24 protein-coding genes are annotated in these 23,603 nt (G+C 72.3%); 8 read left to right on the top strand and 16 right to left on the bottom strand.

All coding sequences use genetic code 11. The features are described from left to right. Position 1 precedes the first annotated feature (1 nt). Entirely contained in the window at positions 2–337 is a 336-nt protein-coding gene (locus DV20_RS45455; protein ID WP_160169709.1) for a hypothetical protein, read from the bottom strand. A 156-nt stretch (positions 338–493) separates the two neighbouring features. Next, complete coding sequence (locus DV20_RS10330; RefSeq protein ID WP_200876386.1) at positions 494–1,144, bottom strand: helix-turn-helix transcriptional regulator; 651 nt, start codon at positions 1,142–1,144, stop codon at positions 494–496. Positions 1,145–1,231: 87 nt separating this feature from the next. On the opposite strand from DV20_RS10330, the gene folE reads away from it, so the two are divergent. Continuing rightward, positions 1,232–1,852, top strand: coding sequence for a GTP cyclohydrolase I FolE (gene folE, locus DV20_RS10325; protein WP_043778778.1), 621 nt, complete (start codon positions 1,232–1,234; stop codon positions 1,850–1,852). Between the two features lie 10 nt (positions 1,853–1,862). Here folE and DV20_RS10320 read toward each other — a convergent pair whose 3' ends face one another. The 4 genes from DV20_RS10320 to DV20_RS10305 all read right to left on the bottom strand — a co-directional run bounded on the left by DV20_RS10320 (position 1,863) and on the right by DV20_RS10305 (position 5,148). After that, positions 1,863–2,297 carry a hypothetical protein gene (locus DV20_RS10320; RefSeq protein WP_043778774.1) on the bottom strand — a complete coding sequence of 145 codons (435 nt, stop codon included), beginning with the start codon at positions 2,295–2,297 and terminating at the stop codon, positions 1,863–1,865. Positions 2,298–2,406: 109 nt separating this feature from the next. Beyond that, entirely contained in the window at positions 2,407–3,066 is a 660-nt protein-coding gene (locus tag DV20_RS10315; RefSeq protein WP_043778772.1) for a response regulator, read from the bottom strand. After that, a complete protein-coding gene (locus DV20_RS10310) occupies positions 3,063–4,574 on the bottom strand; it encodes a GAF domain-containing sensor histidine kinase (RefSeq protein ID WP_043778936.1) in 1,512 nt (503 codons plus the stop codon). The genes DV20_RS10315 and DV20_RS10310 overlap by 4 nt, the downstream gene beginning before the upstream one ends. A gap of 166 nt (positions 4,575–4,740) precedes the next feature. Beyond that, on the bottom strand, positions 4,741–5,148 hold the full coding sequence (locus DV20_RS10305; protein WP_043778769.1) for a pyridoxamine 5'-phosphate oxidase family protein: 408 nt from the start codon (positions 5,146–5,148) through the stop codon (positions 4,741–4,743). Between the two features lie 240 nt (positions 5,149–5,388). Between DV20_RS10305 and DV20_RS10300 the strand changes: the two genes are divergently transcribed. From DV20_RS10300 to DV20_RS10275, 7 genes are all read left to right on the top strand, one after another. Beyond that, entirely contained in the window at positions 5,389–6,003 is a 615-nt protein-coding gene (locus tag DV20_RS10300; protein WP_043778767.1) for a sigma-70 family RNA polymerase sigma factor, read from the top strand. A 494-nt stretch (positions 6,004–6,497) separates the two neighbouring features. Next, positions 6,498–7,928, top strand: coding sequence for a DUF1996 domain-containing protein (locus DV20_RS10295; RefSeq protein WP_043778766.1), 1,431 nt, complete (start codon positions 6,498–6,500; stop codon positions 7,926–7,928). A 232-nt stretch (positions 7,929–8,160) separates the two neighbouring features. After that, a complete protein-coding gene (locus DV20_RS46970) occupies positions 8,161–8,295 on the top strand; it encodes a hypothetical protein (protein ID WP_268747407.1) in 135 nt (44 codons plus the stop codon). A gap of 88 nt (positions 8,296–8,383) precedes the next feature. Next, entirely contained in the window at positions 8,384–10,564 is a 2,181-nt protein-coding gene (locus DV20_RS10290) for a YcaO-like family protein (RefSeq protein ID WP_043778765.1), read from the top strand. A gap of 11 nt (positions 10,565–10,575) precedes the next feature. Next, positions 10,576–11,817, top strand: a complete 1,242-nt coding sequence (locus tag DV20_RS10285) for an MDR family MFS transporter (protein WP_043778763.1) — start codon at positions 10,576–10,578, stop codon at positions 11,815–11,817. Continuing rightward, the gene (locus tag DV20_RS10280) at positions 11,810–12,322 is read left to right on the top strand and encodes a GNAT family N-acetyltransferase (protein WP_043778761.1); all 513 of its coding nucleotides are present in this window, start codon (positions 11,810–11,812) and stop codon (positions 12,320–12,322) included. The genes DV20_RS10285 and DV20_RS10280 overlap by 8 nt, the downstream gene beginning before the upstream one ends. 50 nt (positions 12,323–12,372) lie before the next feature. Then, positions 12,373–13,422 carry a DUF2235 domain-containing protein gene (locus DV20_RS10275; RefSeq protein ID WP_043778759.1) on the top strand — a complete coding sequence of 350 codons (1,050 nt, stop codon included), beginning with the start codon at positions 12,373–12,375 and terminating at the stop codon, positions 13,420–13,422. A 67-nt stretch (positions 13,423–13,489) separates the two neighbouring features. Here the strand turns inward: DV20_RS10275 and DV20_RS10270 are convergent, their stop codons facing one another. From DV20_RS10270 to DV20_RS10225, 10 genes are all read right to left on the bottom strand, one after another. After that, positions 13,490–13,864, bottom strand: coding sequence for a peptidase inhibitor family I36 protein (locus DV20_RS10270; RefSeq protein ID WP_160169708.1), 375 nt, complete (start codon positions 13,862–13,864; stop codon positions 13,490–13,492). Positions 13,865–14,058: 194 nt separating this feature from the next. Beyond that, positions 14,059–14,817 carry a hypothetical protein gene (locus DV20_RS10265; protein ID WP_043778757.1) on the bottom strand — a complete coding sequence of 253 codons (759 nt, stop codon included), beginning with the start codon at positions 14,815–14,817 and terminating at the stop codon, positions 14,059–14,061. Positions 14,818–14,929: 112 nt separating this feature from the next. Then, positions 14,930–16,384, bottom strand: a complete 1,455-nt coding sequence (locus tag DV20_RS10260) for a glycoside hydrolase family 3 protein (protein WP_043778756.1) — start codon at positions 16,382–16,384, stop codon at positions 14,930–14,932. 5 nt (positions 16,385–16,389) lie between these two features. After that, positions 16,390–17,220, bottom strand: a complete 831-nt coding sequence (locus DV20_RS10255) for a carbohydrate ABC transporter permease (RefSeq protein WP_043778755.1) — start codon at positions 17,218–17,220, stop codon at positions 16,390–16,392. Further along, the gene (locus tag DV20_RS10250; protein ID WP_043778753.1) at positions 17,217–18,203 is read right to left on the bottom strand and encodes a carbohydrate ABC transporter permease; all 987 of its coding nucleotides are present in this window, start codon (positions 18,201–18,203) and stop codon (positions 17,217–17,219) included. The genes DV20_RS10255 and DV20_RS10250 overlap by 4 nt, the downstream gene beginning before the upstream one ends. Continuing rightward, on the bottom strand, positions 18,200–19,501 hold the full coding sequence (locus DV20_RS10245; protein ID WP_043778752.1) for a sugar ABC transporter substrate-binding protein: 1,302 nt from the start codon (positions 19,499–19,501) through the stop codon (positions 18,200–18,202). The genes DV20_RS10250 and DV20_RS10245 overlap by 4 nt, the downstream gene beginning before the upstream one ends. A 272-nt stretch (positions 19,502–19,773) precedes the next feature. Further along, positions 19,774–20,145, bottom strand: coding sequence for a hypothetical protein (locus DV20_RS10240; RefSeq protein WP_043778751.1), 372 nt, complete (start codon positions 20,143–20,145; stop codon positions 19,774–19,776). Then, the gene (locus DV20_RS10235; RefSeq protein WP_043778749.1) at positions 20,145–20,906 is read right to left on the bottom strand and encodes an FHA domain-containing protein; all 762 of its coding nucleotides are present in this window, start codon (positions 20,904–20,906) and stop codon (positions 20,145–20,147) included. Before DV20_RS10235 ends, DV20_RS10240 begins: the two co-directional genes overlap by 1 nt. Positions 20,907–20,993: 87 nt before the next feature. Next, complete coding sequence (locus tag DV20_RS10230) at positions 20,994–23,096, bottom strand: (Fe-S)-binding protein (protein WP_043778748.1); 2,103 nt, start codon at positions 23,094–23,096, stop codon at positions 20,994–20,996. A 30-nt stretch (positions 23,097–23,126) separates the two neighbouring features. Further along, the gene (locus DV20_RS10225) at positions 23,127–23,543 is read right to left on the bottom strand and encodes a hypothetical protein (protein WP_043778746.1); all 417 of its coding nucleotides are present in this window, start codon (positions 23,541–23,543) and stop codon (positions 23,127–23,129) included. Between the last annotated feature and the right edge of the window lie 60 nt (positions 23,544–23,603).

The following is a 23,603-nucleotide window of genomic DNA, read 5'->3' as shown; positions in this document are numbered from 1 at the left end:
CTCACCCCCGAGACGGTACCGCCGAACCGGCGCTTCCCGGACGTCCCGCGCCGGACGACCGCGACCGGGCCGCCGAAGCCGCCGCCGAAGGCCCGCAGGACGAGCCGGCTCGCGGCCGGCGCGGGGCCGGGGAAATGCCGGTGGCACCGCACGGAACCGGCTTCGCGGTCGTCTCCGGCGGCGCCGCGGTCGCCGTGGTGGCCACGCTCGTCGTCAGGGCCGGCGGCGGGGGTGCCCCGGCCGGATCCGGTGGCCGGATCGCCGCGGCCACCGCCAGTATCGCCACCACCGCGCCGGCGCACGTCCCGGCGAGCAGCATCGCGTTCCGTCGGTGCATACCCGGCTGTTGTCCGCACGCCGCCACGGTGTTCGCCGATGTGGCGCGCGTCTCACCCGGAAGAGTGAGTGGGGCCGCGGGTGCTCGCCGGACTGTCCGATCAGGACCGCGGCACCTCCCGAGCCGCCGGAGACGCCGCGCGGTGGCCGGGGGGGGTCACTCCCGGGCGAGGCGCACGCAGCACAGCCCCGGGCGCGGGTCCAGCCGCGCCCGCAGCGCGCGCTCCCCCACCCCGGTCAGCATGCCCTCCACCAGGCCCAGGTTCATCTCGCACACCAGCCGGGTGTGCGCCTGGGCCAGCCGGTGGAACGGGCAGTTCGCGAGCAGCACCTCGCCGTCCTCGGTGCGCGGCTCGAAGCCGTTTTCCTCCAGCGTGGTCACGATGTCGGGTGCGCCGGCCGCCAGTTCCGCCCCTTGCTCACGGGCGCGACGCGTCAGGATTTCCCGCGGCGAGCCGCCGGTTTCGTCGGCCTGCTCGACCGCGGCCGCCAGGAGCCGGCCCGCCAGCTCGTACTGGCGCTCGGGCAGGGACACGCTCACCTGCCGGTCCGACCGGCGGTACAGCTTCGCCGGGCGGCCCGCCCCCGGACCGGTGCGGCCCGTGCGGCGCTCGTGGCCCACCACCAGCAGCTGTTCGTCCACCAGGCGGTCGAGGTGGAACGCGACCGTCGCGCGCGGGACGCCGAGAGCGGCGGCGACGTCGTCGCGGCTCACCGGCTCCGGGCGGCGGACCACGAACTCGTACAACCGGCGCCGGGTCGGCTCGTCGAGGGCGGCGACCGCGGTCAGCGCCTGCGTTTCCTGCATCACCGCACTCTAAAACAAATACCTGTTGACGAAAACCCCTGGAGCCTTCTAACGTCGGTCCGACTTGATTTTAGAAGGAGGCACCCCGTGACCGCCGAACCCCTCAGCGCACCGGTCCCCCTGCGGCACCTCGGTGTCGTCCACAACCGCGACACCGTCGACCTGCGCGCGGCCGAGCGCGCGGTCGCCGACCTGCTGCGCGCCCTCGGGAAGGACCCGTCGTCGGAGCACCTCGGCGACACCCCGCGGCGGGTCGCCCACGCCTACGCGGAAATGCTGCAGCCCCGCGACTTCCAGCTCACGACCTTCCCCAACGACGAGGGCTACGACGAGCTCGTGCTGGCGAAGAGCATCCCGGTGCAGTCGCTGTGCGAGCACCACCTGCTGCCCTTCCGCGGCGTCGCGCACGTCGGCTACCTGCCCGGCGAGCGGATCCTCGGGCTGTCGAAGCTCGCCCGCGTGGTCGAGATGTTCGCGCGCGACCTGCAGGTGCAGGAGCGGCTGACCAAGCAGGTCGCCGACTGGCTGCAGGAGCACTTGGCCCCCAAGGGCGTCGGCGTGGTGATCGAGGCCGAGCACCTGTGCATGTCCCTGCGCGGGGTGCGGGCGAACGGCGCGCAGACCGTGACGTCGTCGCTGCACGGCATGCTGCGGGAGGAACCCAAGACGCGGCAGGAGTTCTTCGCCCTGACCGGCGTGCTCGCCTGAACCGGCCGGGCTAGTCGTCCCGGCGGTGCCGGCCGCGGCGGGCGCCGGCGATCGCGCGGACCCGGGTCGCCAGGTCGCCGCGGCGTTCCCGGCGCGCGTACTCCAGCAGCGCCTCCGCCTGGTCGCGGGGCAGCCAGCCGCGGTCCGCGCCCGCCTCCAGGCGCAGCAGGTGGGTCACCAGTTCGCGCGACTCCTCGTCGTGCTCGCCCGCCAGCTCGGCGAAGCGGCGGGCCGCCTCGGCCTCGCCGTCGCACCACGCCGTCATCGCCAGCAGGGTGGCCGTCGCCGTCATGATGTCGCCGCGGTGGACGCCTCCCTCCGCCGCCAGGTGCTCCGCCAGCTGGAAGCTGCGCGTGCCGACGCCGCCGGCTCCTTCGCGGCGCACCGCGTCCGCGAGTGCCCGGATCTGCCGCGTGACATAGTCCCCGCCCGACAACCCCGCCATGTCGTCCCCTCCGCCGCGCACGCCACTTCGTGCGTCCCCGGACAGGTGTACTCCATCGGCGGCTGGATACGTCGGACGCCCCACCGGTTTCGTCCGATCGGCCGGGAAGTCAGCCCGATCGTCCGGGTTCGGCCCGCCGCTGGGACATGTAGACCGCCGCCGAGGTGCGCCGCTCGACGCCGAGCTTGTGCAGCACCGAGGAAACGTAGTTCTTCACCGTCTTCTCGGCCAGGAACAGCCGCTCGGCGATCTGCCGGTTGGTCAGGCCCTCGGCGACCAGCTCCAGCACCCGCCGCTCCTGCGGGCTCAGCTGCTCGTAGCGCGGGTCGGGGGCCGTGACGTTCTCGCCGCGCAGCTTGTTCATCACCGACGCGGTGAGCGTGGCGTCCAAAAGCGAGCCGCCGGCGGCGACCGTGCGGACGGCCTCGACCAGCGAGCGCCCCGACACCTGCTTGAGCATGTAGCCGGCCGCGCCCGCCATGATCGCGCCGAACAGCGCCTCGTCGTCCGAATAGGACGTCAGCATCAGGCAGGCCGGCGGCGGGTCCACCGTGGACCGGATCTCCCGGCACACCGCCACGCCTTCGCCGTCGGGCAGCCGGACGTCGAGGACGGCCACGTCCGGGCGGACCTGCGGGATCCGCACCAGTGCCTCGGCCGCCGTCCCCGCTTCCCCGACCACCTCGATGTCCGGTTCGGGTTCGAAGACGGTCTTCAGCCCGGTCCGGACCAGCTCGTGGTCGTCCAGCAGGAACACCGCGATCGTCATCGTCCACTCCCCTGCTCGCCGGTCACCGCCGGCAGCTCCGCCGTCCATTCCAGCCGCGACCCGCCGTCCTCGCCCGCCGCCAGCACGCAGTGGCCACGCCACCGGGCCGCCCGCGAGGCGAGGTTGGCCAGGCCGCTGATCCGGCCCGCCTCCGGCGGCGGGCCGGCCCCGTCGTCGCGCACCACCAGCGTCAGCTGCCAGCCGAGCCGGCGGTGCTGGTCGACGGTGACCTCGACCGACGACGACTTCGCCCCGGCGTGCCGGGCGACGTTGGTCAGCGCCTCCCGCAGCGAGGCGATCAGGTCGGAGCGGACCGCGTCCGGCACCGCGGCGTCCAGTGGCCCGTCGAAGCCGACCCGGGGCTCGAAGCCCAGGGCGTCCCGGGCGTCCACGGCCACCCGCAGCAGTTCCGCGCGGAGGCTGCCCTGCGCCTGCGCGGGCGCCTGGAGCGAAAAGATGCTGTTGCGGATCTCCCGGATCGTGCCGTCGAGGTCCTGGGCGAACCCGGCCACGCGCGCGGCGACCCCCTCGTCGGCGATGAGCCTGCTGACCCCCTCCAGGCCGAGCCCGGTCGCGAACAACCGCTGGATCACCAGGTCGTGCAGGTCGCGGGCGATCCGGTCGCGGTCGGAGAACACCGCCAGCTGCTGGCGCGCCTCCTGCGCCCGCGAGAACTCGACCGCGAGCGCGGCGTGCCCGGCGAAGGTCTCGGCCAGCTGGACGTCGGACTCGGTGAACGGCGACCGGTCGCGGAACTTCGCGACCACCAGCACCCCGAGGGTCTCCTCGCCGACGATCAGCGGCACCGAGATCGCCGAATCCAGGTCCTTGACGACCGCCGGCATCGGCCCGGCGTGGTCGCGCTGCTGGTTCTGCACGTGCTCGCCGTAGTCGCGCACCACGACCGGGCGCCGGGTGGTGAACGCCATCCCGGTGGCGGTGCCCTCGGTCGGCACGGTCAGGCCGGTGAGGCGGTCGGCGTCCTCGCCCGGCGGCTCGACGACGTCGAAGACGAGCCGGCCGGGGCCGTCGGGCCGGGCGATCGCGCCGGCCGTCCCGCCGGCGACGACGCGGGCGCGTTCGGCGACCAGCCGCAGCGTGTCCCGCAGGTTCTGGGCCGCGAGCAGGGCGCGGGTGACGTCGTAGGACGCCTCGAGCCAACGTTCGCGGCGGCGCATCTGGTCGACGAGCAGGGCCTTCTCGACGGCCATCCCGGTGGCCGCGGCGAGCGCGCCGAGCACCTCGCGTTCGCGGCGGCCGAACTCGCCGCCGTCGCCGGGCTCGACGGTGAGGGTCCCGAACGTCCGCGTTCCGGCGCGGACGGCCAGCTCGATCGCCCCGGTTCCGAACGCGCCCCGGCCGTACTCGGCGGTCCCGTCCGCGGCCACGTCCAGCCGGCCGCGCCGGGCGCCGAGCAGCTCGCAGGTCGCCGTCACCGCGCGGTCCAGCAGCGACGGCAGCTCCAGCTCGCCGGCGATCCCGCCCACCGCCGCCAGGATCGCCGGCATGCTGATTTCGTCCGCCACTTCCCGTCGACCCCGCTGGCTCCGCCGATATCCCGGGCCTGCCCCGGGCGGTCAAGGGTCCCACAGGTCACTGCCCGTGTCGGCCCAATCCGATTCCTCCATCCGGTGGGTCGATGACGGGAGCTCTGCCGTTACGGCGAGCGGAAGATCACTCTGCGTGGCACGCGATGCGGTGACCGCTGATGGTCTCGGCCGGGACCCGCAGGAAGCGGTGGCCCGCGCGGACGGGGCCCGGGCACGGGCAGGCGAGCTCGCCGAGTTCCACGGCCGCGGACTCGGTGGCCCGGCCCAGCAGGCTGACGTACCAGCCGGCACCGAAGTCGGCGGCGAACTCGTCGACCTCGAAGGCGACGACGGCGTCGCGCGCCCCCGCGTACAGCGGGCTGCCCGGCGGAACGGCGAACACCACGGCGTCGTCGACGACCGCGAAGCGCACCGGACGCACCGCCGGCATGGCCCGGTGGGTGTAGATCACCCGGCCGAGGCTCGCCGTCCGGAGCAAGGCGAGGCACTGCTGCCGGTCCAGCAGCAGCCCGAAGCGCACGTCGTCCACCATCGCGTCCCTGTGTTTCTCCTGTGAATCTCCCGGCCACCAGCGTGATCGGTGCGCCGGGGCCGCCGATAGGGCCGTTCGGCCCGGCCGCCCGGCGCCGGCGGGAAGGCACATCCGGGCGGTTCCGGCCAGGGCCGGAAGACCCGGTCCGGGACGGCCGCCCGGCCGGTGCGGCGGCCACGCGGAGTCACCTAGCGTCGTGACCGTCCGTCGCCGGAAGAGCAGGAAGGGGGGTGCGGGCCGATGCCGCCGCACTCGGCCGAGGGCGGTTCCCCGCCCACGGCGGCCCTTTCCCTCGACCCGGCGCTCGTCCGGTCGGCGGTGCAGGGCAACCGCGCCGCGGTGGCGGGGTTGCTGCGCGCGCTGCGGCCGGTCGTCTTCCGCTACTGCCTGGGGCGGCTGCGCACGTGGCAGGACGGTTCGTCCGACGCCGAAGACTGCGCCCAGGACGTGCTGCTCGCGATCGTGCGCGCCCTGCCCGGGTACCGCCTGGACGCCGGCGGCTTCGTGCCGTTCGTCTTCGGCATCGCCGCGCACAAGGTGGCCGACTTCCACCGGCGCCGCGCCCGCGACCGCACCAGCCCGGTCGCCGAGCTCCCGGCCGGACGGCCGGACGGCGCGGACCCGACGGGCGAGGAGGTCGAGCGCTCGGCGGCGCTCGACTGGTCCTCCGGGCTGCTCGACTCGCTTCCGCCGCGCCAGCGCGAAATCCTGGTGCTGCGCATCATCCTCGGCATGACGGCCGAGGAGACGGCCACCGCGGTCGGCCTCGGCAGCGCCGGCGCGGTCCGCGTCGCCCAGCACCGCGCTCTGGCGACCCTGCGGCGCAGCCTGCTCGCGCCCAAAGAGGTGTCCTGACGGGACGGTCGCGTGAATGGAAACCGGCTCGCCATTCCCGCATTTCACGGCAATTCACGACGAGCTCCGCACTGCGGGCATTCGACCGGTCTCACCGAGGGATACGGATGCCGGTTCACTTCGGTTCAAACTTTTTTCCGCGGGCTCGCCAGGAGGGGACAATCCGCAGGTCAGGCGCCTCTTTCGCTACGGAAACGCGAACCGGTCCTGACGGTTCGTGACGGCCGGAAAGAACTTCTTGCCCGGTGTCAAACGCCCGTGTAGCGTCCATAACGGAACGATAACCAGCCGGTTGACGGCGCGGCCACGGGCAGGTGGGCGCGCACCCACTGATGTCGGGTCAGTGGACCAGCCGGGCGTCGTTCCCTGCCGACTGTTTTGCCAGCACCCGCACCGAAACCCGTGACAGAACCCCGCCTGATCGGGACGAGCCTGGGCTCGTTCCGGCTCAGTGTCGCGCGTTCCCGCCAGCCCGACACCCGGAGGATTTTCCCATGTCCCGCACCCAAGGACGGCATCGCCTTTCCCGCCGGACGAAGATCGCGACCGGCGGCCTCGCCCTCGCGATCGCCGTCGGCGGCATCGTCGTCGCGACGACCACCGGAAACACCGGTGAGGCCAGCGCCGACGAGGCCGACCCCGCCTTCTTCGTCGACATCACGAAGGTGAAGCCGAACCAGTTCGACCCGCGCCCGGTCACCGGCGCGTCGACCGGCACGTTCACCGTCGACTGCGGCCGCAACGAGAACCAGCACTTCAACCCGGACAACTTCATCGCGCAGCCCGGCGTCCGCAACGGCGCCCAGCACCTGCACGACTACGTCGGCAACCTGTCGACGAACGCCGACTCGAACAACAAGAGCCTGGTCAAGGCCGGGACCACGTGCCGCAACGGCGACAAGTCCGCCTACTTCTGGCCGGTGGTCCGCATCGACACCGGCGAAGAGGAAGAGAACGAGCCCGCCAAGAAGCCCGACGGCGACCGCGCGCAGGCCGACCGCGAGGCGAAGACCGCGCAGGTCGCGTGCCCGGACGTGGCCAGCAAGCTGCCCGACATCCCCGACCAGGCCATGGCCGAGGTCGACGGCAACCTGGACCAGCTCGACGCCCAGGCCGACGAGGCCAACCAGCGCATCGCCGCGACGCAGGGCCAGGGCGGGCAGGACTTCGTGCGCAACGCGATCCTGAACCCGCTGAAGGACCGCCGCGCCGCGATCATCGACCGGATCGCCATCGCGATCGGCCGGTTCGGGCAGAAGCCGCGTGACCTGGGCGGTCTCGCGCCGTGCGGGACGAAGCCGGGCAAGAACACCGGAACGCCGACGCCGCCGCCGAGCACCACGGCCGGCGGGGCGCTGCCCGGGCAGGACGAGAACAACGAGCTGCCCGGCAACGACGGCAAGATCCTGCGGCCGCAACGGGTCCAGCTCACCTTCCGCGGCAGCCCGGTCGGGAAGGTCGTGGCGATGCCGCGCTTCCTGCGTGTGCTCTACGGCGACGCGAAGGTCTCGACCAACGGGCCCGCCAACGCCAGGGCGAGCTGGACGTGCACCGGCTTCGAGAACCGCCTCGTCGACAAGTACCCGATCTGCCCCGAAGGCAGCAAGGTCAAGCGCGTCCACACGTTCCCGAGCTGCTGGGACGGCAAGAACACCGACAGCGCCAACCACCGCACGCACATCGTGTTCCCGGACCGGTTCGGCCGGTGCGGCGACGGGTTCAAGGCGGTGCCGCAGCTGCAGATCTCGCTGACCTACGACATCCCGCACGACATCCAGGTCAAGAAGCAGTACAAAGTGGACGCTTTCCCGCAGGAGAAGCACAACCCGCTGTCCGACCACGACGACTTCGCCAACGTGATGTCGCAGCGGATCATGAACGGCCTCGTCAACTGCGTGAACCGCGGGCGCACCTGCCGCGCGTGACCCAGCGGTGAAGCCCGACCCCTGAAGGCCTCCTCGCCGGCGCTGCCGGCGAGGAGGCCTTTCTCGTGCGTCCGTGCGTACCTCCCGCACGAACCATGAGGAACGCACGGGCCGGGTATGTGCACCGCATTCCAGAAGACGTCGGAGTTCATGGCCGGGAGGCATTCTTGTTCACGTCACCCCGCCCCGGTGGCGCCACCGGGAAACACTCCACATCCCTTCAGGAGGAACCATGATCTCGACCTTCGAGCGTCCCTCGGCCGTCGTCGTCCACAACCGCGCCGTGGTCCACAACCGCGCCGTCGTCCACAACCGCGCCGTCGTCCACAACCGCGCCGTCGTGCACAACCGCGCCTCCGCCAAGTAGTCACGGCCCAGCCGCCGGCGTGCCGCGGCCCCGCTCCGGGGCCGCGGCACGGCCATGTCCGGCCCGTTTTCCGACCGAGGGGTTCGCCATGTCTTCCGACGCCCGCCCGCAGCTGTCCGGGATCGAAATCCACGACCTCGAACCGGAACTCTGCCTGCTCATCACGCCGAACGGCGGCCAGTTCTCGATCACCGCCCCGGTGGGTGAGTTCCGGGCGTGGCTCGGCCGGTGCGACGGCACCCGCACCCGCGAGGAACTGCTGGCCGGGATGAACCCCGACTACGCCGAGGTGCTCGACGTCCTCGAGGAGGACGGCTGCCTGCGCACGGGACCGGACGAGGAAACCGGTGCCCGGCGCCTCGCCGGGACCACGGTGCTGCTCGCCGGGGCGGCCGAGCTGACCGGCCCCCTCGCGGAGCTCCTGGCGCCGTCCGGCTACGCGCGGGTCGAACCGCTCACCGGTCCCGGCCACCCGGCGCCGGCGGATCCGGCGGACACGGTCGTCGTCGCCGCGTTCACCCATCCGGCCTATGCCGAACTCACCGCGCTCGAGGCGTTCTGCACCGACCGCGGGATGCGTTTCCTCCCCTTCCGCTGTGAGCGCGGCCAGGGCATCGCCGGGCCGGCGGTCACCCCCGGCACCGGCCCGGACTTCGCCGACGTGCTCGCCCGCCGCCGCTCCGCCGCGATCGACCCCCGCGTGCTCGACGCCTTCGCCGCCGCCGAGGCCCCGCCCGGCCCGCGGTTCCGGCCGGGCGAAACCCGCTGGCTGCTCACCGCGCTGGCCGTCCAGCTCGAACGCTGGGTCCGCGGCGCGCCCACCGAGACCACGACCGGCGAACTCGAACTCGATCCCGTCCGGCTGACCGCGCTGCCCCGGCCCGTGCTGCCCGTGCCCGACCGGCCCCGGCCGGTGGTGGCGCACGGGCCGCGGCCGGACCTGCTCGTCGACGACCGCACGGGCATCGTGACCGCGGTCCACGAACTGCCCGCCGCCCCGGGCATGCCCGCCCGGCTGCGGGTCTGCGCGGTCGACGTCGCCGACATGCGGCGGGTGGTCGACTGGCCCAACGACCGCCAGGCGTTCGGCACGTCGTGGCACGACTTCGAGCTCGCCCGCGACTCCGCGATCGGCGAGGCCGTGGAACGCTACTGCGGCAGCTGGCTGCCGCCGGAACGCCCGATCCGCCACGCCAGCTACGCCCGGCTGCGCCGCGACGGTGTCCCGGCGCTCGACCCGCGCCGCCTGAACCTCTATTCGCCACGCCAGTACCGGACCGCGGGCTTCCCGTTCGCGCCGCTGACCACCGACGTCGAATGCGCGTGGGTGGAGGGCTTTTCGCACACGACGAAGGAGGTCGTCTGGGTGCCGGCCTGCCTCGTCTCGACCGAGGCCGAACCCGGCGGCGCCCGGTTCACCGACCCGCTGATCGCCGGGCTCGCCGCCGGCACCAGCGTCGAGCACGCCGTCACCTCCGGCCTCGAAGAGGTGCTGGAACGCGACACGACCATGCTCTGGTGGGCCAACACGCCCCGGCTTCGCCGGCTGCCGGTCCCGGCGGAGATCCGGGCGCTGGTCGCCGACACCGCCGACACCTACGACGTCACGCTCATCCCCCTGGACAACGAGTTCGCCGTCCCGATCGTCGCCGCCGCGGTGTTCGACCGCACCCGGCGCTGGCTGTCGATCGGGTTCGCGACCCGGCCGGACCCGTTCGAAGCGGCCAAGAAAGCGCTCGCCGAAGGGTTCACCCTGCAGCACACCTGCCTCGCCCTCGACGACGAACGCGAGCTGAGCGCGATGCAGACCGACCTGCCGCACCTGGGCAACCTCAAGCCGTACCGCGCCGACCGGCGCTACCTCGACTCCTACCGCGAGGACTTCGCCGACGTCGTGGACCTGTTGTGCCAGCAGCAGATCTACCTCGACCCCCGGGCCGCGGCCCGGGTGGCGCCGTGGGTGCGCGACCTGCCCGTCCGGGCCTGGGAGGGTCTGCCGTCGCTGGGCGAGCGGCGGCTCAAGGCCTACCAGGAGCGCGTCGAGGACCGCGGGTTCGAGGTGATCAGCGTCGACCTCACCACCCGGGACGTCGAGGCCGCCGGGTTCCACGCCACGCACACGCTCGTGCCCGGGCTGGTGTCGAACTTCCCGGCCGGGTTCCCGTACTGGGGCGACGGCCGGATCAGCCGTGCCGCGGTCGACCTCGGCTGGCGCGCCGAGCCCCTGCCCGAAGAGCGGCTGAACGTCTTCCCGCTCCCCCACGCCTGAGGAGGGCCGGGATGGCCGTCACCGAACTGCTCGGGCTGCCCCGCACCCGGGGACGCCTGCCGCTGGTCGCCGCGCAGGGGGTCGACGCGCTCGGCACGGGCCTGTTCCTGCCGTTCGCCGTCGTGTACTTCCACGCGGCCAAGGGCATCCCGCTGCCCGCGGTCGGGGCCGCGCTCTCCGTCGCGGCCCTGCTCGCGCTGCCCGCCGGGCCGTGCGCCGGCCCGCTGGTCGACCGCTTCGGTCCACGGCGGATCGTGCTCGCCGCCAACCTGCTGCGGGTGGCGACCTTCGCCGGGTACGTCTTCGCCGGATCGCTCTGGCAGCTGGTGGTGCTGGCCGCGCTGACGTTCTGGGGCGAAGGGCTGTTCTGGCCTGCGTCCGGTGCGCTGGTCGCGCAGGTGGCCGACGACGGCCAGCGGGCCCGCTGGTACGCGATGGAACGGACGCTGCGCAACGTCGGCATCGGCCTCGGCGGGCTGGCGGGCAGCGCGCTCGTCGTCGCGGGCGGCACCGCCGGCTACACGGCGATCGTGGTGCTGAACGCGCTCAGCTTCCTCCTCGCGGCGGTCCTGGTCGCCGCCTGGCGCGGCGGCCGGGCCGGCCCCCCGCGGACCGGCCGCGGTCCCGCCGCCGGTCAGGGCTACCGGGCCGTGCTCGCCGACCGCGCGTTCCGGCGGGTGCTCGTGACGGTCTTCGTCTTCGCCCTGTGCGACCTGGCCTTGACGGTCCTGCTGAGCGCGTATGTGCTCGACACGCTGCGGCTGCCGGCGTGGCAGCCCGGCGTGCTGTTCGCCCTCAACACGGTTCTCGTCGTGCTCGCCCAGACCGTCGTGGCCCGGCGGGTGGAACGCTTCGGCAAGCCCCGGACGCTGCAGGTCGCGGCGGCGGTGTGGGCGGTGGCCTTCCTGCTGTTCGCGGCCGGGCCCCTCGCCGCGCCGCTGCCGGTGTTCGCGGTGCTGACCGTCGCCACCGCCGTGTTCACCGCGGCCGAACTGCTGCAGGCGCCGACGAGCAGCGCGCTCACCGTCGCACTGGCCCCGCCCCACCTGCGTGGCCGGTACCTCGGGCTGGAAGAGCTGCTGTGGGGCGTGGCCCGGGTGCTGGCGCCGGTGACGTTCACCGCCCTGCTGGCCGCCGACCCCCAGCTGCCCTGGCTGGTCCTGGCCGGTTCCTGCATGCTGGCCGTGGTCGTCCTCGCGGGACTGAAGGCGGTTCCGGAGCCGGCCGCGACCCGGGAGACCGCGGATGCCTGACTGGGCCGAACTCGGCGAGCTCTACCTCGACGTGTACCGCGAACCGCCGTACGGGGAAGGCGAAGCCGAAGCCGCTCAGTTCCGTGAGACGGTGGCGCGGCACGCCCTCCTCCCCGGGTTCGCGCTGACCACCGTCCGCAGTGGACCGCGGCTGGCCGGATTCGCCTACGGCGTCGGCCGCGAACCGGGCTGGTGGCACCCGCGGGCCACGGCGGCCGCACCACCGTGGCTGCGCGGGGAACCGGTGTTCTACGTGTACGAACTCGCCGTCCGGGCGGCGCGGCGCGGGCACGGCCACGGCCGGGATCTGCTCGACCGCCTGCTGGCGGCGCGGCCCGAGCCGTACGCGGTGCTGGCCGCGTCGCCGGCCGCGCCGGCGCACGCGATGTACCGCCGGTGGGGCTGGCGGCCCGTCGGCTCGCTGACCCCCGGCCGCTCCGAGCTGCTGGTGCTCCCCCTGCACCGGGACAGGACCGCCGCCGCGTCGAGCCTGCCCCGGGCGTAACGCGGCACCCGGCCGAGGCGACTCACGAGGGACCGGACCGGGGAGGACACATGGCGAAACGTCTGGTGATCTGCTGCGACGGCACGTGGAACACCCTCCGCCAGCCGGCACCGACCAATGTGGGCCAGCTCCAGCGGGTGGTCGCGCCCGCCGACCGGGCCGGCCGGGAGCAGCGGGTGTACTACCGCGAAGGCGTCGGCACCGGAAAGCTGTGGGACCACGTCACCGGCGGCGCTTTCGGCGTCGGGCTTTCGGCGAACGTGCGGGACGCCTACCGCTTCGTCGCCGAAAACTACGAACCCGGTGACGAACTGTTCTTCTTCGGCTTCAGCCGCGGTGCCTACACCGCGCGCAGCACGGTGGGCCTCATCCGCAACTGCGGCGTCCTGCGCCCGGGCGAGATCGACCGGCTCGACCAGGCCTACCGGCTCTACCGCGCCCGTGACCGGGCCACCTCCGCCCCGGAGAGCCCGCAGGCCCGCGAGTTCCGCGCGAAGTACGCCCACGAAGACCGGACGCCGATCCGGTTCGTCGGCGTCTGGGACACCGTCGGCGCGCTGGGCATCCCGCTCAGCGGTGGCCGGCTGATCCACCTGCTGAACAAGCGCTGGCAGTTCCACGACACGGAGCTGACGTCGATCGTGCAGGCGGCGTTCCAGGCGCTGGCGGTGGACGAGCACCGGAAGTCGTTCCGCCCGGCGGTCTGGGCGCCGGCGAAGGCGGCGAACGGCCAGGTCCGCGAACAGGTCTGGTTCGCCGGCGCCCATTCCGACGTCGGCGGCGGTTACCGGCAGCCGGCGCTGTCGGACCTCGCCCTCCGGTGGATGGCCGACCAGGCCGAGCAGTGCGGCCTCGCCTTCGAGGACAACGCCTTCGCGTACCTGGCCGCCCGCGACGAACTCGGCGAGCTGCACGTTTCGCTCAACGCGTTCTTCCGGTGGTTCGGCTCGGCGAACCGCACCATCGGCCGGGTGGACCCGGCGACGGAGTTCGCGGGGTCCTGCGCGCTGAACCGCCGCGACCAGATGCGGCCGCCGTACCGGCCCGGAAACCTGCTCACCTACCTCGCGGACCCGGCGCACCGGATCATGAAGATCTGACTGTCCCCTGTGGACCCGGACGGCGGCGGCACCGGAACCCGGTGCCGCCGCCGTCGCTCCGGGAGGCTCAGCAAGCCCCGCGGCGCAGCGAGCTGATCGTGTTCTGGCGGTTGTACACGGAGGTGTTGCCCCGCCAGTTGCCGACCGGCCAGGGACTGCCCGACACGCTGGCGTAGTTGATGTCGGCGTAGGTGCACCAGACGACCCCGGTCCGGTTCCACACCGACCACACGTGGTCGTTCAGGTTGAACTGGCGCAGATCCGGCGCGCCCGTCTGGAAGCGGGCCATCGCGCCGTTGCCGTCGGTCGAGTACCAGGCGCAGAACCACCCGTCCGGGCAATCCCACCAGGCATCGGTCGACGCCTGGGCCGCACCCGCCGGCGCGACCACGGCGAGCGTGGCCATGGCCACCCCGGCGCACAGGCTCTTGAACCACCGCATCATGAGCTCCTCTCATCGGTTCCGGCCGGCGCTTCCGCGCCGGCCGGGGCACCGCGAGCACGCCCACTCCGTCCGCACCGTTGAGCCACGACCTCGCACCTCACCCACGCGGGTCAGGACGAACGAATGGCCCCGGTACGCGAACGGGCCCCCGTCCGCGGGAGGCGGACAGGGGCCCGTGCGTGTTCGGCGGGTCAGTGGTTGATCTTGAACCACGGCTGCGACCAGCCGAGGTAGGTCTGGCCCCACTTGCTCTTGATCTGCGCGATCGTCGTCTCGGTGTAGCTGCCGTAGCCGTTGATGTCGTTCGACAGGAACTTGCCGTCGCCGATCGAGATCATCGTGTGGCCGGCGCCGCTGCTGCTGAAGAAGGCGAGCCCGCCGGCCGGGACCTGGTAGTCACCCGGGTGCTTGTACGAGGCCGGGATCTGGGTCCAGTGGATGTAGGCCGTGTTCGAGCCGGAGGCGGACCAGCCGTAGTTCTGGGCGTTGATCCGGTCGCACCAGCCCTCGTAGGAGTCGAGGTCGTTGGTGTGGATGCGGGTCTTGGCGTAGGCCACCGCCTGGGCGCAGGTCTTCGGGTTGCCGGTGCCCGCGGTCGAGCAGGTCAGCGTCGAGCCGTCGCAGTCCGGGGCGACCCGGCCGTCGGAGCCGGTGTAGACGTAGGCGTCGCTGACGTAGCCGTCGCCCACCTTGTCCCAGATGTCCGAGGTGCCGTACTTGCCGTCGACCGTGGATCCGTTGGTCTGGCAGCTGATGGTCACGGCGGTGCCGTCGGCGATGCTGCCGACCGAGCTCGCGCCGGCGCTCGGGCTGGACCGCACGGTCAGCGCCGCACCCGAGTCGGTGTGCACTGTGCCCGTGGCCGCGAACGCCGGGCCCGCCCCGGCGACCACGATCGCCGCGGCGATACCGGCCACCCCCGCCATCCGCTTCACGATGCCCATGTTCATTGTTCCGTCCTCCAGTTTTCCGGTGTGGGGACAGAGTGCGGGCCACCGGTACAAGCCGCGTACAAACCGCGGCCGGCCTTCTGAAGATGCGGCAAAGCGGACGAAAAGCCGATCAGGCCAGGTACTCCGCGGCGGCGCGCAGGCTGACCCAGGAGCCGCTGAACGTGTCGATCCGCGGGCCGTCGCCGACGGGACCGGGCACGCCGGTTTCCACCCGGATGAAGTCGAGGCCGGACAGGGCGGCGAGCAGCTCGCGCACCCGCGGGTGCCGGTGCGCCTCCCGCGTGACCACGACGACGCTGCGGAACCCCCTCGCCGCTTCGAGCACCGCCTCGGCGTCGCCGGGGGTCGCGGTGAGCGCCCGCGTGCCCGGCACGAGCTCGGCCAGGTGCGCGCCGAGGCCCCACGGCATCGGCCCGGCGGCGATGGTCGGCTCGGTCTGGACGTCGACGACCAGCGGCGGGCCGTCCAGCCGCGGGTCGCCCTGCACCCGGAGCGCCTTGCGGGCGGCCTCCAGGCCGAGCCGCCGGTCGACCGGGCCCACCTTCGCCGGTGCCGGGTCGGTTCCCAGCGCCGCCGTCCGCGCAGCCGCCTCCGCGAGCCGGTCCAGGGGCAGCTCCCCCGCCGCGACCGCCGCCACGATCGCCGAGACGCAGGCGTCCAGGTGCTCGGCCTCGAACGCCGCACCACCGAGGCACAGGGCGTCCGCCCCCGCCGCCAGGGCCCGCACGGCCGACCGGCCGAGGCCGTCGTGGCGCCCGTACGCCCCGGACACCGCCCCCATCTCCAGTGCGTCGGTGATGACCGCGCCGGTGAAGCCGAGCTCGCCGCGCAAGACGTCGGTGAGCGCGGTCCGGTTGAGCGTGGCGGGCTCGTCGCCCCAGGCGCGGACGACCAGGTGGCCCGACATCACCGAGCGCACCCCCGCGCGGATCGCCGCGGCGAACGGGACCAGCTCGATCTCCCGCAGCTCTCCGACGGTCCGCGGCAGCACCGGCAGCGCCACGTGCGAGTCCTCCGTCGCCGCGCCGTGGCCCGGGAAGTGCTTCGCGCAGGCCGCGACGCCGTACTTCTGCAGGCCGGTCACGTACGCCGCGACGTGCGGCGACGCCTTCGCCGGGTCCGACCCGAACGCCCGGACGCCGATGATCGGGTCCTCCGCGGCGAGCGTGAGGTCGGCGCACGGCGCGAGGTCGACCGTCACGCCGCACGCCGCCAGCCGCTCGCCGAGCGCGGCGGCGACCGCCGTGGTCAGCTCCGGGTCGTCCGCCGCGCCGAGGGCCAGCGGCCCCGGCACGAACGACCCGGTGTTCACGTCGAGGCGGGTGACGTCGCCGCCCTCCTCGTCGATCCCGACCACGACACCGGCCCGCTCCCCGCGCAGCTGCGCGGTCAGCGCCGCGACCTGCTCGTCGTCGACGACGTTGCGGCCGAACAGGACCACCCCGCCCAGGCCGTCCGCGACCCGGCGGCGCAGCCAGTCCGGCGCGGTGGTCCCGGCGAACCCGGGCAGGAGAACGGCTTCGGCGAGCTTCTCGGGCGAGGACGGCGTTTCGGGCGTGGACAACGGAGCTAGCCCTTCACGGCGCCGGCGGTCGCGCCGGACACCAGCTTGCGTTGCACGAGCAGGAAGAAGATCAGCGCCGGGATCGCGTAGATGACCGACGCGGCCATGACGCCGCCCCAGTCGGTGGCGAACGCGGTGCGGAACGACGCCAGCCACACCGGCAGCGTCTCCTTCGGCTTGTCCCGGATGAAGACCAGCGCGAACAGGTACTCGTTCCAGGCGGTGATGAAGCTGAACACCGAGGTGGTGACCAGCCCCGGGCCGAGCAGCGGCAGCGTCACCCGGCGGAACGCGCCGGTCTGGCTGCAGCCGTCGATCATCGCGGCCTCTTCCAGCTCGTACGGGATCCCGTTGACGAAGCCGTAGAGCATCCAGACCGTGAACGGCAGCGTGGTGGCGAAGTAGATCAGCAGCAGCGACGGCAGCGTGTTGAGCAGCCCGGCGTCCCGCATCAGCAGGAACAGCGGGATGAACAGGGCCGACACCGGGGCCAGCTGCGCCACCATCACCAGGACCAGGAACCCCTTGCGGCCGGTGAACCGCAGCCGCGACAGCGGGATCGCCGCCAGGGTTCCGGCGACCAGCGCGCACAGCACCGACCCGACCGTCACGATGAGGCTGTTCATCAGGTAGGTCGGGAAGTTGTCCTTGCTCAGCGCGGTGGCGAAGTTGCCGAACGAGAACGACGTCGGGATCAGGTCGTACTTGGGCGAGAGGATCTCGCCCGGCGACCTCAGCGACGTGACGAACATCCAGTACGTCGGGAAGGCGATCGCCAGCGCCACCAGGACGCCGACGACCGACAGCGCGACCCGCCGCGGCAGCGATTTCCTCACTTGAGATCACCTTCCGGGGTCCGGACGAGCAGCTGGATGTACCGGCCGGTGACGATGGCCAGCACGATCAGCATCAGGGTCGCGATCGCGCCCGCCGCGCCGAAGTGGTTGCCCGCGATGCCCTTGAGGTACAGCACGACGGCCAGGGTGGTGCTCCCGCCGTCGGGCCCGCCCTCGCGGATGGCCCAGATCTGGGCGAAGGCGTTGAAGTCCCACAGCACCGACAGGAACGTCACCATGGTGGTGATCGGCCGGATGGCGGGCCAGGTGACCGCGCGGAACGTCTGCCACGGCCCGGCGCCGTCCATGCCCGCGGCCTCGTACTGCTCGCGGGGGACCCCGACGAGGCCCGCGTACAGGGAGAACGTCACGAACGGCACGGCCTGCCACACGATGAGCAGGCCAATCACGGTCAGCGTGCTCGGCCCGCTGGAGAACCACGAGAAGCCGATGAAGCCGTGGAAGCCCAGCCGGTCGAGGGTCTTGTTGAGGATGCCGTACTGCTCGTCGAAGATCCACTGGAAGACCGTGGTCGTCGCGATCACCGGCGTGGCCCAGGCCAGCACCAGCGTCACCTGCACCATGACCCGCACGACCGGGTCGAGGTGGCGCATGAGCACCGCCAGCAGCAGGCCACCGGCGATGGTGGCGGCCACGACGGCGGCGGTGAAGACCAGGGTCCGGAAGGTGACCGTCCAGAACTCCGGGTCCGACAGCGTGTTCGTGTAGTTGTCGAACCCGATCCAGATGGTCTTGCCGGAGACGAGCTGGCCGATGTCGAGCTTGCGGAAGCTGATCGCCAGCACCTGGACCAGCGGCCAAGCGAGCAGGACGAGGATGGCGGCGAGGGCGGGGAGGAGGAGCAGGTACGGGAGCACCCGGTCGCCGAACCGGCCCCGCCTGCGCCTCTTGACCCCCGCGTCGCGCGGCGATGCCGGCGGGGTCGCCCCCGCCGGCATCGTCACATTCGCGGTCGCGGTCATCCGCCGATGAGCTTGTTCAGCGCTGCGTTGGCGTCGGCGGTCGCCTGGTCGAGCGTCTTCTTGCCGGTCAGGTACGCGGTCAGCATGTCCTTCACCGGGTTCTGGCCGGACTCGACGTCACCCCACTTGGGGCTGGCCGGCACGGCCTTGCCGTTGGCCGAGGCCTTGGCCATCACGCTGCCCAGCGGGTCCTTGTCCAGACCGGTGAGGTCGGTCGACGTGCCGGGCACGACGCCGGCTGCGGCGAGCTGGCTCTGGTACTTCGGGCTGGAGAGCAGCTTGATGTACTCCTTGGCCGCGGCCACGTTCTTGCTGTTGGCCGGGACGGCCAGGTTCGAGCCGCCCAGGAAGACCGGGGCACTCTGGCCGGCGGTCTTGCTCGGGATCGCGAAGGCGCCGGTCTTGCCGGTGAGGCTCGCGTCGGTCTTCGCCGCGGTCGCCAGCTCCCACGGCAGGCCGATCATCATGGCCACCTTGCCGGCGCCGTAGACGGTCGCCTGCTGCGGCTTGGCCTCGTCGGCGTCCTTCGGGGCCTTGGTGCCGGAGGTGTCGACGAGCTTCTTGTAGAAGTCCAGGCCCGCCTTCGCCTCGGGGGTGTCGAGGCTCGCCTTGTAGTTCTTGCCGTCGGCCTTGGCGATGTCGCCGCCGTTGTCCCAGATGAACGACAGCAGGGCGTACCAGTTCTGGCCCGGCATGTAGAGCGCCTGGAAGTCGGGGTCGGAGCCGAACTTGGTCTTCAGCTTGCCGATCGCGTCGATCCACTCGTCGTTCGACGTCGGCGGCTTGGCGATGCCGGCCTGCTCGAACATGTCCTTGCGGTAGATGACCTCACGGTTGGCCGCGTAGAACGGGACGCCGTAGGTCTTGCCGTCGTAGCTGCCCGAGTCGGCGAGCCCCTTGAGCCACTGCGAGCCGTTGAAGCTGTCCTTGTCGGCGGTCAGGTCGGTCAGCACGCCGTCCTGCGAGGCGAACGCCGCGGTCTGCGTGTTGCCGATCTCGATGACGTCCGGCGGCGCGCCGCTGGCCAGCGCGGTGGTCAGCTTCTGCTGGATGCCGTCCCACTGCTGGATCTCGTACTTGACCTTGACCCCGGGGTGCGCGGCCTCGAACTCCTTGTTGAGCGCGTCGGTCAGGGTGGTGGGCGCGGAGCCCGTCATCAGCCAGACCGTGACGGTCCCGCTCAGCGGTGCAGTGCCGCTCGACGAGGCCGCGGTGTCCGAGCCGCTGGAGCCCGCGCAGCCTGCCGTCGCGAGCGTGAGTGCGGCGGCGCCCGCCGCCAGCTTGAGCCAGCGTTTCACTCGATGCCGTCCTTTCCATGCCCGGCCACCGCGGCCAGGCGCCCCAAATGGTGTAGACCAATGTTGGGGTTAGAGTGGTACGTACCACAGGCCCTGTCAAGGCGGTTGCCGGAACGTTGTAAACGCACCGGGGACTCTGACGCCGCGTAATCACCCGGTCACCGGCGACCGCGCGGCGACGACAGAAGTCGTCCCGATAGGGCCGCGTCCCGGACGTTTTTCACCGGCAGCCGACGGCGAACCGGCCGGCCCGGGGCGTCCTCTGTGGACGGTCAGAACGGGACGCCGGCCGCGGCGGCGAGGGCTCGCACCGCCGTCCACAGCCCGGCGCCGGCGGTCGCCAGGCCACCGGCGTCCCGGAGCAGGTCACGGGCCCGGCGCACCTTCGCGCCCACGTCCGTCCGGCCGTGCACGACGTCCCGGTCGACCTCGTCCAGTGCGTCGTGCACGGCGTCCTTCGTGGCCGGCGGCAGCCGGGCCGCGTCGAGTTCCGCACGGACCGCCCGCACCAGGGAAGCGACCTGGCGCGCGTCGAAGCCGCGGTGGATCTCCTGGTGGCCGCCGTGGACGGTGTTGATGTCGCCGTGGACCGCGTTGTTGACCGTCCCGGCCCGGACGTCGCCGTGGAAGTGGATGCCGTCCACTACCGCCTCCCGTTCCGGCGCCGTTCACGCGCCGCCTTGGCCATGACCATCCCGATCAGCATGACGACGCCGCCGAGCCCGAAGAGCGCGAAGCCGACCACCCCCAGCGGCACGCCGTCGAAGACCTCCGGTCCGAGCAGCGGCGGCGGCGCGTCGAACGACCCGGACGAGACCGAGTCGGACCCCGCCTTGATGAACCGGAAGATCACCGACACCCAGATGCCGAACCCGGCCAGGATCATCAGCAGCCCGAGCACCATGACCGCGCGGCCGGCCCCCTTGCCGGTGGCGAGCGAGGTGAGCGCTTCGCCCTCGGGGGTGGTGAACTCGTAGTTGTGGTGCTGCCGGTGGTCGTAGCTGTTGTGGATGTCGCGCCCGGCGTTGTTGATCGTCCCGGCCGAGACGTCGCCGAAGGAGACCCCGGACGACGAACGCTGCCAGGTCCGCGTCTGCGGCGCGCCGCCCTCGCCGTCGGAGTAGACGGCGGCCACCGGGCCGAACTCGAGCCGGTCGCCGTGGCGCAGCGGGTGGTCCTGCCGCGGTGCCAGCCGCCGCCCGTTGACCCAGGTCCCGTTGCGCGATCCGGCGTCGGCCACCCACGTGCCCCGCGCGTCCTGCCGGATCCAGGCGTGCCGCAGCGAAACCTGGTCCGACGGCAGCCGCAGGTCCGCGTCGGGCCCGCGCCCGACCAGCCAGGACCCCCGGCGCACCACCAGGCGCGCCCCGGACCCGCCGACCGTTTCGATCCTCGCCCCGGCCATCGGCACTCCTCCCGCCGCACGGCTCGTGCCCCTTCAAGGAAGAGCCGTGCGACGGCCGGGGGATATAGGGCGAACGGGTGAACCCGTTCAGGCCTTCGGTGCCGAGGTGTCCGTCGCCTTCACCCGCTCCAGCAGCAGCTGGGCGACGTCGCGCACGTCGACGTTCTCCGCCTTCTGCTCGCTCTGGCGCTGGACCAGGCCGTCGGTCAGCATCACGCGGCAGAACGGGCAGCCCGTCACGATGGTCTCCGCGTCCGTGGCGATCGCCTCGTCCACCCGCTCCAGGTTGATGCGCTTGCCGATCTGCTCCTCCATCCACATGCGGGCGCCTCCGGCGCCGCAGCACAGAGCGCGGTCCGCGTGCCGGGGCATCTCCGCCAGCTCGGCGCCGGTCGCGCCGACCAGCTCGCGCGGCGGGGTGTAGACCTTGTTGTGGCGCCCGAGGTAGCAGGGGTCGTGGTAGGTGACGCGCGGGCCGTCCTCGACCGGCTTGACCGGCGTCAGCTGCCCGCCGCGCACCAGGCGGTTGAGCAGCTGCGTGTGGTGGACGACCTCGTAGTGCCCGTCCAGCTGGGGGTACTCGCGGCTCAGCGTGTTCAGGCAGTGCGGGCAGGTCGTGACGATCTTGCGCAGCCGCGGCTCGCGGCCCTCGAACACGGCGTTGAGCGTCTCGGCCGTCTGCTGCGCCATCATCTGGAAGAGGAACTCGTTGCCCGCGCGACGGGCCGGGTCACCGGTGCAGGACTCCTCCTTGCCCAGCACCACGTACCTGACCCCGGCGATGTGCAGGAGCTCGGCGGTGGCGCGGACGGTCTTGCGCGCCTGGTCGTCGAAGGCGCCGGCGCAGCCGACCCAGTAGACGTACTCGACGTCCTCGGCCAGCTCGCCGTCGAACACCGGGACGTCGAAGCCGAGGTCCTTGGTCCAGGCGAGGCGCTCGGAGTTGTTCTGGCCCCACGGGTTGCCCTTGGTCTCCAGGTTCTTGAACAGCCCGCCCAGCTCGGTCGGGAACGCCGACTCGATCATCACCTGGTAGCGGCGCATGTCGACGATGTGGTCGACGTGCTCGATGTCCACCGGGCACTGCTCGACACAGGCGCCGCAGGTGGTGCACGACCACAGCACGTCCGGGTCGATGACGCCGCCGTCGTCCTCCGGGCCGACCAGCGGGCGCGCGCCCTCGTGCTCGGTGCCCGCGAGGATGTAGGGCGCCTCCTCGAACAGGTTGTCCCGCAGGTTCATGATGACGAGCTTGGGCGACAACGGCTTGCCGGTGTTCCACGCCGGGCACTGCGACTGGCAGCGGCCGCACTCGGTGCACGTGGTGAAGTCCAGCATGCCCTTCCACGTGAAGTCGCCGATCTTGCCGCGGCCGAACGTGTCGTCCTCGCCGGGGTCCTCGAAGTCGATCGGCTTGCCCGCGGACTCCATCGGCAGCAGCGGGCCGAGCGCGTCCGGCAGCCGCTTCGCCGAGACGTTGATCGGCGCCACGAAGATGTGCAGGTGCTTGGAGTAGAGCACGATCGACAGGAACACCAGCATGACGGCGATGTGCAGCAGCAGGCCGACCGTCTCCAGCACCTCGGTCGTCGGATGCCCGAGCGGTTCCAGGAGGTTCCCGACGCCGAGCGAGACGTACGCGCCCGAGTCGTACGGGAAGTTGCCGGACGCCGAGGAAGCGCCGCGGAAGAAGAACATCGTCCAGACGACGTTGAAGATCATGACCAGGATCAGCCAGGCGCCGCCGGTGTGCGAGCCGTAGAACCGGGACGCGCGGTCCTTGCGCTCGGGCGCCTGCCGGATCCGGATGACCGTGAACACGCCGAGCGAGACGGCCACGGCGACGGCGATGAAGTCCTGCAGGAACCCGAGCACCGCCCAGTGGCCGATCCACGGGATGGCGAACTTCTCGTCGAACAAGGCGCCGTAGGCCTCGAGGTACACCGAAGCGAGGATCACGAAGCCCCAGAACGTGAAGAAGTGCGCCAGGCCGGGTACCGACCACTTCAGCAGCTTGCGCTGGCCGAACACCTCGCGCGCCTGCGCGAAGACCCGGGCGCCGAGGTCGTCGGACCGCTTGGTGTCCGGCTGGCCGGCCTTGATCAGCCGGTACAGGAAGGCCACGCGCTTGCCGGCGACGGCGAGGCCGGCGACGGTCATGAGCAGGCCGAGGATGAGACGAACGAGCACGAGTCCTCCGGTCGTTCTTGAAGGAACGGCTCAGTGCGAGCCGGTGTAGTACCGGCACGCCTTGCACGCGTACCGCATCTTCGCGATCCGCCAGTGCTTCCGGTACAGATCGAGGTCGGACGAGCGCCGGACGCCGAGGCGCTGGTAGCGCCCGGGCCGCCGGCCGGTTTCGTACTGCTCGGTCGCGCGGCCGAGGTGGGCGCGCCGCAGCACGCACCCCCGCGTCCGGCACCGGCCGAGCGCGCTGCGGCAGAACCGGTGCAGCAGCACGAGATCGCCGGTCACTTCTTCGACCACGCCGTAACCGGGGTGGTCGCCCGGCCCGGCGAGCCGTACGGGCAGCCCGCAATACGCGCAGGTGAGCGTGCAGGGAAGGCAGCCGGTGAGGTGCCGGATCCGCAGTTCGCGCCGGTCTTCGGAGCCGGGTCCCCGTACGCGCGACGCCATGAAGCCTCCCGGAACGAGTGTGATCGGCACCACTGTCTGCTACTGGAGGGTAATGAGAGG

It is taken from the genome of Amycolatopsis rifamycinica, from assembly GCF_000695625.1.
Classification (GTDB): Bacteria; Actinomycetota; Actinomycetes; order Mycobacteriales; family Pseudonocardiaceae; genus Amycolatopsis; species Amycolatopsis rifamycinica.
Note: the sequence above shows the minus strand (reverse complement) of the source record. Positions and strands in the feature narration are given on the sequence as shown.

Bases quoted from the DNA above. Each gene is read 5' to 3' on its own strand.
- DV20_RS45455 (WP_160169709.1), bottom strand. From the start codon at position 337: ATGCACCGACGGAACGCGATGCTGCTCGCCGGGACGTGCGCCGGCGCG.
- DV20_RS10330 (WP_200876386.1), bottom strand. From the start codon at position 1,144: ATGCAGGAAACGCAGGCGCTGACCGCGGTCGCCGCCCTCGACGAGCCG.
- DV20_RS10320 (WP_043778774.1), bottom strand. From the start codon at position 2,297: ATGGCGGGGTTGTCGGGCGGGGACTATGTCACGCGGCAGATCCGGGCA.
- DV20_RS10315 (WP_043778772.1), bottom strand. From the start codon at position 3,066: ATGACGATCGCGGTGTTCCTGCTGGACGACCACGAGCTGGTCCGGACC.
- DV20_RS10310 (WP_043778936.1), bottom strand. From the start codon at position 4,574: ATGCCGGCGATCCTGGCGGCGGTGGGCGGGATCGCCGGCGAGCTGGAG.
- DV20_RS10305 (WP_043778769.1), bottom strand. From the start codon at position 5,148: ATGGTGGACGACGTGCGCTTCGGGCTGCTGCTGGACCGGCAGCAGTGC.
- DV20_RS10300 (WP_043778767.1), top strand. From the start codon at position 5,389: ATGCCGCCGCACTCGGCCGAGGGCGGTTCCCCGCCCACGGCGGCCCTT.
- DV20_RS10295 (WP_043778766.1), top strand. From the start codon at position 6,498: ATGTCCCGCACCCAAGGACGGCATCGCCTTTCCCGCCGGACGAAGATC.
- DV20_RS46970 (WP_268747407.1), top strand. From the start codon at position 8,161: ATGATCTCGACCTTCGAGCGTCCCTCGGCCGTCGTCGTCCACAACCGC.
- DV20_RS10290 (WP_043778765.1), top strand. From the start codon at position 8,384: ATGTCTTCCGACGCCCGCCCGCAGCTGTCCGGGATCGAAATCCACGAC.
- DV20_RS10285 (WP_043778763.1), top strand. From the start codon at position 10,576: ATGGCCGTCACCGAACTGCTCGGGCTGCCCCGCACCCGGGGACGCCTG.
- DV20_RS10280 (WP_043778761.1), top strand. From the start codon at position 11,810: ATGCCTGACTGGGCCGAACTCGGCGAGCTCTACCTCGACGTGTACCGC.
- DV20_RS10275 (WP_043778759.1), top strand. From the start codon at position 12,373: ATGGCGAAACGTCTGGTGATCTGCTGCGACGGCACGTGGAACACCCTC.
- DV20_RS10270 (WP_160169708.1), bottom strand. From the start codon at position 13,864: ATGCGGTGGTTCAAGAGCCTGTGCGCCGGGGTGGCCATGGCCACGCTC.
- DV20_RS10265 (WP_043778757.1), bottom strand. From the start codon at position 14,817: ATGAACATGGGCATCGTGAAGCGGATGGCGGGGGTGGCCGGTATCGCC.
- DV20_RS10250 (WP_043778753.1), bottom strand. From the start codon at position 18,203: ATGACCGCGACCGCGAATGTGACGATGCCGGCGGGGGCGACCCCGCCG.
- DV20_RS10235 (WP_043778749.1), bottom strand. From the start codon at position 20,906: ATGGCCGGGGCGAGGATCGAAACGGTCGGCGGGTCCGGGGCGCGCCTG.
- DV20_RS10225 (WP_043778746.1), bottom strand. From the start codon at position 23,543: ATGGCGTCGCGCGTACGGGGACCCGGCTCCGAAGACCGGCGCGAACTG.